Here is a 13,896-nt window from a genome sequence, read left to right on the forward strand (position 1 = left end):
CAGATATTCCACCATCTCTGACGGGGCCGTTGGGCTTCGTTATAATACACCTTTGCAAATGCCAGGCGTATTTAAATGACCACATCATCCTTTTTTCATTGAATAAATAATCGAGTTGTTACATGCCTAATAAATCGCTCCTCCCCCGCCTGCGGCGGGGGAGGAGCGATTTATTTCCAGTTTTGCAACAACTCTATTATGCTGTCATAATTATGAACATACTTTGCTGAGAGGACGACAACCATCATGATCTATCGAAATCTCACTGCGCTTTTGGCGGCATTTATCTCGATCCTGACCGCGTGCTCAGGCGGGGGCACTCACACCTACTCACGCCCGCTCATGGGCACGATCGTGAACATCACGATCATCGCGGACTCGAAGCGCGAGGCCGACGCGGCGTCGGAAAAAGCGTTCGGGGCCATCGAGGAGATCGAGCGGCTCATGAGCCCGAAGAGCGAGGCCGGGGACGTGTATCGCCTGAACGAGCAGGCGGCGTACAGGCCCGTGAGGGTATCGGACGGGACATTCATGCTCGTCAGGCGCGCGAACGAGGTGGCGGCGCGGACGGGCGGGGCGTTCGATATCAGCTTCGCCGCGCTCGAGAGGCTTTGGAACTGGAAGGACCCGAATTTCATCCCGCCCAATGCGATGGAGGTCGCGCGCGCACTGGCCCTGGTGAATTATCGGTACATACGCCTTAATTCGGCCGCCTCCGAGATCTCGTTCGCGGTTCCGGGCATGCGCATCGGGCTCGGGGGCATCGCCAAGGGCTACGCGGCGATGCGCGGCATGGAGGAGCTCAAGGCAGCGGGCGTCACGAACGCGATCGTCGCGGCGGCGGGCGACATGCAGGTCGCGGGCTCGAAGGACGGCGGGCCGTGGCGCGTAGGGCTCATGCACCCGCGGAAAAAGGAGCTGATCTGCACGCTGCTCATGCGCGACGGGGACGCGGTTTCCACGAGCGGCGATTACGAGCGCTTCGCCGAGTACGGCGGGGTCCGCTACCACCACATCATCGACCCGAAGACCGGCTACCCCGCGCGGGGCTTCGTATCGGTATCGGTGATCTCGAAGAGCCCGGTCGATTCGGACGCGTACTCCACGGCGCTGTTCGTAATGGGGCCGGGGAAGGCCGCGGGATTCATGAAGGAGCATCCGGAGCTGGAGGTGGTGCTTATCGATGAGGATTTACGCATGAGCGCGTCGAAGGGGTTGAGGGAGAGGATTGTGTTTGAGGAGGTGGTGGGGGTGGCGTGGCGGTGAGGAGTTAAAAGTAAAAATTTATTGTGATTAATCGGTACCAAAATAAGTTGCACTTCTATGATCGATGCACGGTATTTCCAAAATACGGTGAGAGCCTTCTTGATTTGGTCAAAATTCGGATTCCTGTATTGAAGGAAATATTGCTTGAAGGCATATCCCTGGTAGGCTATATTTGAGTAGATCGGCCCAGGTGGCCGAATAGAGTCATGAGGCCGTTCAATATATATAGAGATATCCCTGCCTTATTCCTGGCATTATTAACGTTTTTTCCAGCCTGCGCCAAACAGGCTGCGGATTTCGCCGCGCCCTCAAACGTGAGCGCGACGGATGGAAGCTATACCGACCGTGTGAAAATTTCCTGGAATTCAGTTTCCAAGGCGGAAAAGTACTATATCTACCGTTCTACAACGGCAAACGATCCAAACCCGACAGAAATCGACGATTCATGGGATACCACGGTTGATGATTACAGTGCAGGCATTGGAACCACCTATTACTACAGTATAAAATCCTGGTCTTATGCGGATGGATTTTCCGGATTCAGTAACGACGATTCGGGGTTTACGGGAAATCCTATCGCGGTCCTGACACCGCCATCCGTGAACGCGACCGATGGAGGCACGGCACTTGTCGACCGAATCTCCCTCGATTGGGCCGCCGTCCCGGGCGCGACTAAATACTACGTCTACCGGTCCGATGCGGCTCCAGGGACATACACGCTGATCAAAATCCTTTCCGCGCTCACCTTCGACGATATGGATGTGGTTACAGGCGACCAGTACTATTATAAGGTCCGGGCCTGGGATACAACCGGGTACAGTAACTACAGCGTGGCGGAATATGGAGAAACGCTTGCGCTGCTTGGCACACCTGCCGGTGTCGCCGCTTCGGATGGTACCTTTGGTGATTATGTACGCATTACCTGGACCGGCGTGACCGGTCCCCCGGTTGCAGACAGTTATGATATCTATCGATCCGATGATACATCCACGCCACTCAATACGGTGGCACATCCCACCGTATTATACGACGATACGACCGCCCTCCCGGGAACAATATACTCTTACTATGTTAAGGCGCACTCGGCGATTAACGGTGACAGCCTGGGCAGCATCCCCAATACCGGCTACCGGGCGGTAATGGGCGTACCCCCTGTCATTGCGGCCACTGACGGCGATATCGCTCTAGCTACAATGGTAAGGATCAGCTGGGCGGCCGTGCCGGGGGCTACCAAGTACGAGATCCAGCGCGGGAACACCCCGGTTGGACCCTGGTCCGACCTCGATTTGAACGTGTTGGGGACCAGCAAGGATGACTTAACCGCAGTGGTCGCAACAGCGTACTATTACCAGGTAAGGGCCTATAATGCGGGTACGGTGACCTATAGCGCCTACAGCAACGTCGACCTGGGGTTCAGATACTCCAGTTCCGATATGACCACCCATGTTCCCCAGAATATCTCGGCAACGAGCGCCTACACCGATAAGGTGCGCATCACCTGGGGCAGTGCCGCCGATGCGACCGAGTATCGAATATATCGCGCCGGCGCACTCGCAGGACCATACGGCCAGCTTGCCCCCGGGACGGTGGGACCAACAACTTTCTTCTATGATGACACCACTGGTATACCCGGAACAACCTACTACTACAAGGTCACGGCATATAACTCAGTTATTACCTCCGAGACCGACATAACTCTTGTAACCGCGGCCACCGGGGTTATAGTGTCTACCTTGAGCGCGCCACTGGCACCAACTGGCACGACACTTCTTGATGACCGGATCACACTGACGTGGGCGGCGGTCGCAGGGGCGTCGCAGTATTTTATTTATCGATCAACGACGCTCCTTGGCACCTATACGGAGATCGGAAACGCGGTAGTGTTGACCTTTGACGATACCTCGATACCGGCGGGAGACACGTCTACCTATTATTACAAGTTGAAAGCATGGAATGCTGCCGCAGGATACAGCGCCCTTGGCCCCGCGGGTTCAGGAAACAAGCTGGCTTTGGGAGTTCCCGTCGTAACCGCCTCGGACGGGACATTCCTTGACAGTATCGTGGTGAGTTGGACGGCGGTCGGGGGAGCTACGGAATATCATATCGGCAGGTCGACGGTCACCGGCGGGCCGTATCCTGAAATCGCGGTGGTGACATCAGGGACTTCATATGCGGACAGCGATCCCACGCTCACGCCCGGCGCGAATTACTACTACACGGTAAGGGCCTGGTCCCCGGATACGCTCTATGGGCTGATTAGCGCGGAGGATATCGGCTATGTTCACACAGAGCTCGACCAGCCCACAGCCACGGCGGCGACTGATTTTACCGATACGACCAGGATTACGGTAACATGGACGCATATAAACTGGGTTCCATTCGCGGGCACACGCAATTACTACATTTACCGTAAGAATACTGATATCGCCGGTAACTATGTCGAAATGGGCAGTGTCCTTAATACTGTAAATACCTGGGACGATTTGACCGCGGTTGCCGGTACCAATTATGACTATAAAATCAAGGCATATAATAATGACGGAATCCTGACCCAGTTCAGTCCCGACAGTGCACCGGATAACGGATGCCAACGGCTGCTGGCGCCGACCGGACAAGCCGCTACCGATTTTACTTCCACCACACAAATCGGCGTATCCTGGAATGTTGTCACAGGCGCAAATACTTATGAAGTTCTCCGCGATGGGGTAACAATTCAGACCGGAATAGCCGGACTCACCTATAACGACACGGCTCTCGATGCCGTCGTGGTTCCTGGCAACACTTATTCCTATACGATTATCGCCCATGACACCAACCCTGCAGGAAATATCAGTGTTGCGAGCGCAGCCGATATCGGTTCCAAACGCCTTACCATTCCCGTTGGAGTTGCGGCCACGAATGGGTCGTCGACTACCCAGGTTGACGTATCCTGGACAGCGGTGACCGGCGCTGACAGCTACGAGGTATTCCGTAACGGCGCTTCCATCGCGTCCGGAATCGGCGCGATCACGTATTCCGACACGGCTAATGATGTAACTGTGGTACCCGGCACGGTGTACAACTATACCGTACTGGCACATAACTCCGACGCGGGAGCGGTTCACGATACCGCACAAAGCGCGTTGGACAGCGGATATAAGTTCCTGTCGACTCCCACCGGCGTAGCGGCAGATGACGGCGTATCGCTGACCCAGATCGCCGTTTCATGGAACGCGATCGCCGGCGCGGACAGCTACGAGATTTACCGGGATGGGGTATCCATAGCATCAGGTATTCTGGTTACATCATATACCGATAACGCGGGCGCGGGCATCGTGATTCCCGGAAATGCATACACGTATACAGTCAGGGCGCATAACTCTGATGCGGGAGCGGTTCATGATACACCGCAAAGCGCAGGCGATACCGGTTACAAGCTCCTGGCGACACCCACAGGTGTTTCAGCCACGGACGGCACTTCAACCACCGATGTCAACATAACCTGGTTCGCAGTCACCGGTGCCGACAGCTACGAGGTATACCGCAACGGCGTTTCGATAGCCTCCGGTGTCGCTGGACCGGCATATACCGATAACGCAAACGATGCGACCGTGGTGCCGGGCGTCGTGTATTCGTACACGGTGCGGGCCCATAATTCCGATGCGGGCGCCGTACACGATACCGCTCAAAGCGCTGCGGATACCGGCTATAAGAGACTTACCGCCCCGACAGGTGTATCGGCCAGCGACGGGACCTCGAACGTACATGTTCAGATAAGCTGGAACGCCACGGTCACCGGCGCAGACAGCTACAGGATTTACCGCAGCGATGACGGTTACGTGACTCCAATTATAACAGGACTTGTCGCATCGCCGTATAACGATACAACTGCGGCTCCAGGAATACAATACTCGTACATGGTGAAGGCATATGCGACATCCTCCTCTGCCGAGGGAGACGGGAGTCTTACGGATTCCGGGTATCGTCAGGTGCTTGCTCCTACCCTTGTAACTGCTTCAGACGGAGGGTTCACCGATCACGTAAACATAACCTGGGTTGCTTCCGCTAACGCGAACAATTACGAAGTATTCCGTAACGGGGTTTCGATAGTTTCGGGTGTGGCGGGAACCTCGTACGATGATTACCTGGCGCCGTTGCAGGGCGTCGCCTATTCATACACGGTTGTGGCGCATGTTAACCTCCCGGCTCATGACAGTGTCCCCAGCGCCGCCGATAACGGTTACATGAGCCTTAACGCTCCCGTCAATGTACTCGCGTCCGACGGGACATCGACCGTTCAAGTGAATATATCCTGGGACGCCGTAACCGGTGCCGAGAGCTACGAAGTATTCCGCAACGGGGCTTCGATCGCGTCCGGTATTGCGGTTCTCTCGTACACGGATTCAGCGGACGATCTGACTGTTGTACCGGGAACGACATATTCTTATACCGTTCGCGCTCATAACACGGATATCAACGCAGTGCATGACTCCGCTCAGAGTGCCGCGAACACCGGTTATAAGGGTATTTCCGCGCCGACCGCCGTGAGCGCGACCGACTTCACGCGGACTACCGATGTCCGCATTACCTGGACGGCTTCCACCGGCGCCGACAACTATGACGTGTATCGCGACTTGGCACTTCTTCCCGCTGGCACCGGGGTCACTTCGCCGTTCGATGACGCCACCGCGGTCCCGGGCACCTCGTACTCGTACACCGTAGTCGCCCATGACCTTTCACCCGATCATTACAGCGCGGCGAGCGCCGCGGATACGGGAACACGACAGATTTCCGCGCCGTCGGCTGTGAGCGCGACCGACTTCACGCGGACTACCGATGTCCGCATTACCTGGACGGCTTCCACCGGCGCCGACAATTATGACGTGTATCGCGATGCGATTATTCTGGCCGCAGGCACCGGGGTCACTTCTCCGTTCGATGACGCCACCGCGGTCCCGGGTACCTCGTACTCGTACACCGTGGTCGCCCATGACCTTTCGCCCGATCATTACAGCGCGGCGAGCGCCGCGGATACGGGGACGCGCCAATTGTCAGCCCCTACCGCGGTAAGCGCCACCGACGGGCTTACGGATCGGGTAACAATTAGCTGGACGGCCTCAACTGGCGCGGACAGCTATACCATTAATCGCGATGGGTCGCCTATCGCGACTGCGATTGCCGGGTCCCCCTATGATGATTTTACCGCCGTAGTAAGCACGACATATGTGTATACGGTCGTTGCTCACGACGACTCCCCTGTTCATGACAGCGCTGATAGTGCCCCCGATAACGGCACTCGAGTTCCGTAGAAACTGATAACACGGCCACTAAATTTATCTACTTTGCATTAAAAAACCCTGCTTAATAGCAGGGTTTTATTTTTAAGATATACGGTAAATTGACTATCATTCACCTACACGATTTAATCGTTCACATTCTGAAAATAAATATCCGTCCCCGTACCCCTCTGGTCGAGCCAGTAAAGCACGCCCGAATTCGGGGCCGCGGCATCGTTCCAGCGGAAAATACCGTGCTCTATCGCCGTATAGATGTTCACGCCGGTAAGCGAATCAAGCACGGGTATCCCCACGAAATAATCATCTCCCCACTGACGGGTCGGCGCAAAATTAGTAAAATGTTGACCAAAAATGGCATAGGCCATGGAGGGAGCATATTTCATCTCGAACCACGAAACCATCGCGCCTACATTACCATCGGATGCGATATGCGGATTCAGTTGCGCTATCGCCTGGTTTGCCGAACGTACATTGATCGCGCCGCCAACCACTGCAGGGGTATTGATGTATCTCTGCACGAAAATTCGCGGTACAGTTTCGGTGGCTACCACTGTGAGCACTTCATATGCTACCGCAATGTTGGCCGCCGTTATGGCGGTCATGTCCGGGTGATCGGCATCGGTGAGGATTGGCAGGACAGTAGGAACGCCTGCATTTGAAATATGCGCGACCCCCGAACGCTTGGTCGTGGCATCGTGGGAGGTATAGAGCACCCACACCCCGCCATTTCCGTCAGGAAGAACCTTCTGGATAAGGTCATCGCGCGCTGCATTTGCAACAATGGAAGTTCCATCTCCGGCAAGGCCCCAGACCACCTGACCACTGCCGGTTACCTTTTTCGCGAAAATGTTAATATTACCGCCCATCTGAGCTTCATACACTACGATTGCATTACCTTCAACGCCGCTTACGATAAATGGATTCTGCTTTGCGTTAACGCCGCTGGGAGAAACGATAAAGTTGCCGGCAACCGTTCCCGGATCTATCAATGCGTTGGTGAGCGCATTTGTGTCCATCAACGCACCGGTATTCGCATCTATCGTCCTGCCTCTAATATCACCTGCCTGGGCCCATACGAACGTAATGCCTTTGTACCTTAATATTATGTAATTCTCCCCAGCTCCTCCAAATATCTGGCTTGCCATGGTGATGGTTGTGGCTGCTACCGCAGTCGTTTCGGTATAACGATTAGTGGTAAGGTTGTAGACCACATCCCCGGCAAGTACACCTTCCACCATAAAACTGCGACCCGCCTCGGTCATGGTAAGCGCTCCTGTCGCAGTACTCAGTCCGCTCGTGACAAAGGTCGTGTGGTCCGGTAAACGTAAGATCTGGTACTGGTCAGCCGCTGTATCGAACAGGTATTTGGCCGGATCACTGAGCAAGAGCAGGTTCGTATTGGCTCCATAAACGCTTACTGCCTTGTCATACTCTGCGCTCCCACTGACGTTCGAGTGAAAAACAATATCATTTACAAGGATGCCAGTCCCCAGCGGGCCTACCGTAGAGAAATTGATGCCGTTATCGAAAAGAAAATTTGTTTCCATTGTCCCATTTGCGATGTAGTCATAAGTAATAAGTGCCTCGGTATTAAGAAAACCTGAATTAATCGCGGTAGCTTGAGAATACCATGGCGAGCCCCCAAGCCAGATCGCCGGACCCGTAAGGTAAGAATAATTCGTGCTATTTGTGACGATATCTGTCTGATCAAAAAGTCCATTGTTATAAAATATCGTTGCCCCGACGGCATTTGCGGAAGCGGTATCCGATTCCTGAACATCGTCGTCACCGATCCGATATTGCCGGTTTGCCGAAGTGATAATGGAAGCAAGCAGCACCAGCAAATTAATTCCATCTATCGATGTAATGGTGGTGTGACCTGTAAGCGTCGCCTGGTTGATTACGTGGTCACCAGGGTCAAGCGCGGGAGCCAGTGTGGAAAAATCAATACTGCTGTCATAAATGACATTCCTGTCTACTGTGCCGCTTGTTATCTCAGCTACGTATCCGCTGTAGGTGATCGCCGCGCGCACGTGGGAAATCGCAGTTCCGCCGTTATCGAATGCCGTAATGCCGGTGCCGCCGCTCCCCCAGTCAAATGCGAGCGTTCCACCGCTGTCGTATACGGAAGCAGCATATATCTCCCCGGCAGCATTATCAATCCTCGCCACGACAACACTTCCAAATGTACCGGCAATGGCACGCACATCATTGCCCCCGGATGAGAACACCTGGACACCAGTGTTTGCCGCTGTAGTTGGCCACTTGTCCCACGTGTCGGAAGCACCCGCGGCCGAATCGATAAATTGGCCTCGCACTTCGCCGCTCGAATCGAGCCAGAACATGTAAGACTCGTCCTGGTTGTTCTGGACGAGCCGGATATTCGATTTGGCGTTATTGTTAACCGCCAGTTGAAAGTTTCCGGATGCGCCCTCGGCCGTATCCGGAAGCGTGCGGAAGACCGCGTTAAATGTCTGTGTCGCGTCGAAGGGACCGCCCACGGGAGTCGTGGTCTCGTTATCGGCCGCCAGGCGGATGCTGTAAAGCGTGTTCGGTGTAAGCCCGGCGACGGTTTCGCTGAATGTATCGGCGAGGGTGGTATCGTGCACGGTGACAGTTGCAGCAACGAAGGCCGCGGCGTCATCCAGCTCGATATGTTTGATTGAGGCGCGACTCGTGGACCAGGTAATAGTCGCGCTGGTAGAAGTGACCGCGGTTATTTCATAATCTGATACCGCCGGATCTCCTTCAGGCGCAGTTGTGAAGGTCACCGAATCATAGGCAAGCGCGTTTCCGGACATGTCGGTGATTGCATCGCCTACCGAAACGTTAAGCCTGTAGTTTGTACCATACTCAAGCATGCTATCCGGGTAGAAACGATAGGTTGAGAGGTTAGCAACAGTAGGATCAAGGAACACAGCCCCTGAAACCGCGAGCGAATCGGTCACATTATACAACGTCACGGAGGCTGAATTCACGGTTGTGGGATCGATCATTGGAGATACAGCATCATTCATCACGAACTGAATATATCCGTTTGGATTTAGATCCACCGCGACCCCGACTGCAAGATCTACCGGCGTAGTCGACTGTAGCGTGGGTGCGATCTGGTCCGCAGGGGTTTCCGAACCAGTCTGGAATTCATATTCCACATACGAAGGATTCAATGGATTCAGGGGATTCCCGACTGAGCCAAGATTATCGAATACGAGCGTGGTCGAAGGAAATCCGTTCTCATAAGCGGAATTATATATTCTTATAACATAGTTTGTATTTTCGGACAATGCGCCAAGGGGAATCAGGTTGAAAGAGAATGAGGAGGCACCAGCAGGATTAAGCGTAAAAGGTAAATTCACCGCCCCCTGTAATAATTCTATGGAGAAATACATCTCTCCGCCGTCATTCTCTATTTCCCTAGTAAAAACCAGGACAATACCTGGATTATTTGGCGATATGCCCGTATCCACTGCTTGTGGCGCTGTAAGGGTCTGGAGCCCCCCCGGCACTACAAGCTGTATCTGCGGATAAATAATGCCGGAGTCATCGGTAGGATTCGTAGTGCGCACGATCGTGGGAGGAACGGTCGGCGCTATATCCGAACAGGCCAGGGTAAAAGCCATCGCGCATAAAACTATACTCCGAACCAGATCCGATGCTCTCATATTCCGCCCTATTCCGCGCTCTTCTAAACCTATCTTTTTTACTTGAAGAAATATCACTCAGCAGGGATAATTACTTACCCGGTCCGGCCGGAGTGAAGTATACTATAAATAAACGGGCTTTTCAACGCTCCCATCGATTATGAGCCACAATGCAATAATACCAGCACCGCGCCCCAAAGGGAAACTTTTTTTTGGGCTTTTCGCGCTTCTTGCAGCGCTTATACTGAACACAACAAGCGCTTTTGCCCAGCTTGGCTCAGTGACCCTTACAGTACCTACACCCAACCTGATGTCTAATGGCGGTCGTTATTACCTTGCACACGGGGCGACTGCGTATAGCTTCCAGATTAACGCAACCAACCCTGCTGCGACGGCGCTTACGGATTATGAGTACTTTCAGTTGACCATTCCGACCACTGCCGGGAACCTGATCATTCGCTACACTACGGCCACCGCCGTTACAACTGCCACCATCGGTGCAACGAATGTTCTGCCTGACCTTGCTATTACCCCCTCGAACGATGGCAACTGGACCAATCTCACATTCACATTTCAGGTCAGGTTCCGATGGAGAAACGCTCCGGCGCTCGATTTTTCAACTGTAAATGCTTCGAGAACCATTACCGCGCAGGTGAAACAGACCGGCATCGCTACAACTAAAACCGACACCAAAACTCAGGCCTATGGCATATCAGTGAGTATAAAAGCGTACAACTTTGCCCAGGACGGAATTGCAGCCGACGGATTTATCAGTCCAACACGAAGCGCCGATTTTAATGTTACCGGCACCATCGTCTACGACCTGCCTGGGTACAATCTTGAGAATGCATCCGATAGTACGGAAAACCCAACATCGGTATCACTACGATTGATAAGACGTACACTGGGAACTATGGCAATCTCAATTGCAGGAGGTGCAACAGCAGCATTCAGCGGATTAGTTCCAATGGCGACACCCATAGCAATTCTGGGAAACGGTTATTATTGGATCGCCCGCGCTGATTTTGGGGGCCAGACGAAGGATAGTCCAAATTCGCTTGCCCTTGAATCAAACCTTGCTCAAGTTTCGTCATTCGTTTTTCGCGGCGGTGCGGGACGCGGACCGACCCATCCCGCCCCGGATAATATCGCCGACTATTACCGGGCCTACGGCCAGACGGGAACGCTCATCGAGCTGAATGTGACCATGCAGGTAAGCGGGGGAACTGGCCTCGCAATGCACGGTGACACGACATTCAATGTCCGATTCACCGATGGCGTTCTCACCGAGAATCTCTTAGTGACGGTTCCCTCCGGGTTCAGCCAGAAGATAATCGCGATACCTTACAATAATACGGGTTATCCCAATTTCCTGGTGGCGGCCAATGATACTGTGGGCTGGTCCTACCAGATCACTTCGATTACCGGGGGTGCCTTCGAATTAAACCAGCCCGATGACGGGAACGGCGCGGCGATCACACATACCATCTATTGGGATAATGGACTTTCGCCGGACGCGGATACAGGGGTGACAATAAATACAGAAACTCCCGATGCCTCCGCCACGAGCGTCACGTTCTGGTGGATTCCTTTAAATACGGCTTCGGGCACTGATAACGGCGACCTTTATGAATACAGGGTCTATTTCCGAAAAGGAGCACTGCCGTACCGGCAATGGAACGGCAACGACGACAGCTCGCTGAGATTTGGAAATCCTCCAAATATTAACGCCGGCCGGCAGTATACGGTAATACCGGACCTTGACATTTTTACCCCGTACGATTTTTATATAACGGCGGTAGACGTATTCGGAAATGAATCACCGCCCATTATTGGCAGGATAGTGAGCACCACGGCTTACCAGATCAACGTTTCTATCAGCGACGGGATCGTCCACCCCTATGACACCTTCACACCTGCATTATTGCCGGGTGACGCAGCTACCCGCCCTGTAAGAGAATCAAATATCAGGATCGAGATGAGCATTATTACTGCCGATGATGTACCGGACGAAATCAATGTCTGGTATACAGAAGATATGACCGCCACAAACATTATTGGGGTCGGACCGGCACCGGACCTGTTAATCTTTCCCGGACCTCCATATCTACTCTCTGCCAAAGCAGAACGTATTTCACCTAACAAGTGGGTCGCTTATTTGCCGACTAATCCGACCTCAACATCTATCATCAAGAATGGAAATCAGATAAGATTTGTGCTGGAAACCGTTCAGAAGAGGGCGATCCCACCGGATATCAAGGCTTATTCGGATATAGATGCTTCCGTCGATTCTGATCCAAATAATCACGAGTGGTCTTTCTCGATAACTAATAAACCCGATTTCAAGCCATGGCCTACACGCATTTTAAACAATGTGATCACGAAAACTCATCGAAAGGCCTATCCGTCATATTACCTTTCCGAAGATGCAGATGTTACCATAATCGTCTATGACATCAAAGGGAGACCGGTTGCAACACTCCTCGACAGCGCCTTTAGAAAAGGCGGTCAGAACATAAAAGAAGAGGGTTGGGATGGGAGGAACAAATCGGACAAGTCTCTTGGTGTGGGACTATACTATATTCAGATAAAAGCGAAAGGAAAGACTTCGAATAAAATGATCCTGAATTCGTTCGAGAAAGTTGTAATCGCCAAATAGCCCCCCCTTCACCCAAACACATCCCCCCTCCCAAAATCCGGCAGGTAGCTTCCGCTACTCTCCATCTCCTGCACCCAGCCCCGGTAAAAACCCAGCCTGTAAAACTCCTCCAGCACCGTCTCGTACTCGTCCCGCGTGATCGTCCGCCCGAGCACCGGGTGCGCGCGCACGGCGTCGGTCGGGTGATACTGTGCCATGAGCGACACGTGCACGGAGGCCGACAGCTCTTCGGCGATCGCGCGCAGGCACGCGATGCTGTTTTCCACGTGGCCGGGAAGAATCAGGTGCCGGATAACGAGCCCCGACCGGATGATCCCGGCGTCGTCCAGCGCCAGGTTCGACCCCTTCTGGCGGTACATCTCGCGGAGTGCCGCGAGCGCGATCCCCGGGTAGCCGGGCGTCCGCGAGTACTTGCGCGCGAGCGCCTCGTCCATGTACTTGAGATCGGGCAGGTACACGTCCATCTCGTCCTCGAGCGACGAGATGGTCTCGCGCCGGTCGTACGCGCCCGTGTTCATGACGGCGACCGCCCACGGCGCGGACCGCTTGACAATCGCGATCGTCTCCCGCATCTGCGGAACGAAGTGTGAGGGTGAGACGAATCCCACACAGGGGCGGTCGGGGCCGATACGCGTACGTATCGATTCGGCGAGCGTTTCCGCATCCGTGTGCCCGGCCTCGCCGGAATTCACGCTTATCTGCGAATTCTGGCAATACACGCACTGCATCGTGCAATGATAAAAGAAGACATTGCACATCCCCTCCGGACCGAACACCGGCTCCTCGCCCCGGTGCACGCATACCGATGCAACCTCCGGCAGGACGCCGCTGTTGCAATAGCCAAAGGCGCCATCTGCCCTGGGCGCGCCGCACGCACGGGGACACATCGTACACCTCGCGGAGGCGGTATCGGCGCCATTTAATAATGCATAGTTATGCATCGCATCCCAAACTATATAAAATTTTTCGCCGGAAGCGAACATTATTTTGTCGGTTCCAGGTCCATTCCCTCACTATAGTATACGCCCCGGCGCAATTCAGATCGCGAGGATTC

At 54.0% G+C, this 13,896-nt stretch carries 5 protein-coding genes; 3 read left to right on the forward strand and 2 right to left on the reverse strand.

Translation table 11 applies throughout. The features are described from left to right. The first annotated feature begins 246 nt into the window (after positions 1–246). Complete coding sequence (locus EPN93_02230; protein TAL39178.1) at positions 247–1,266, forward strand: FAD:protein FMN transferase; 1,020 nt, start codon at positions 247–249, stop codon at positions 1,264–1,266. A 206-nt stretch (positions 1,267–1,472) separates the two neighbouring features. Beyond that, positions 1,473–6,554 carry a hypothetical protein gene (locus tag EPN93_02235; protein ID TAL39179.1) on the forward strand — a complete coding sequence of 1,694 codons (5,082 nt, stop codon included), beginning with the start codon at positions 1,473–1,475 and terminating at the stop codon, positions 6,552–6,554. Between the two features lie 113 nt (positions 6,555–6,667). On the opposite strand, the gene EPN93_02240 is transcribed toward EPN93_02235, so the two are convergent. Beyond that, positions 6,668–10,204, reverse strand: a complete 3,537-nt coding sequence (locus EPN93_02240) for a hypothetical protein (protein ID TAL39180.1) — start codon at positions 10,202–10,204, stop codon at positions 6,668–6,670. 139 nt (positions 10,205–10,343) lie between these two features. Between EPN93_02240 and EPN93_02245 the strand changes: the two genes are divergently transcribed. Further along, complete coding sequence (locus EPN93_02245; GenBank protein TAL39181.1) at positions 10,344–12,842, forward strand: hypothetical protein; 2,499 nt, start codon at positions 10,344–10,346, stop codon at positions 12,840–12,842. Between the two features lie 8 nt (positions 12,843–12,850). Here EPN93_02245 and EPN93_02250 read toward each other — a convergent pair whose 3' ends face one another. Next, on the reverse strand, positions 12,851–13,783 hold the full coding sequence (locus EPN93_02250) for a radical SAM protein (GenBank protein ID TAL39182.1): 933 nt from the start codon (positions 13,781–13,783) through the stop codon (positions 12,851–12,853). Positions 13,784–13,896: the final 113 nt, after the last annotated feature.

Source organism: Spirochaetota bacterium (genome assembly GCA_004297825.1).
Lineage (GTDB): Bacteria > Spirochaetota > UBA4802 > UBA4802 > UBA5368 > FW300-bin19.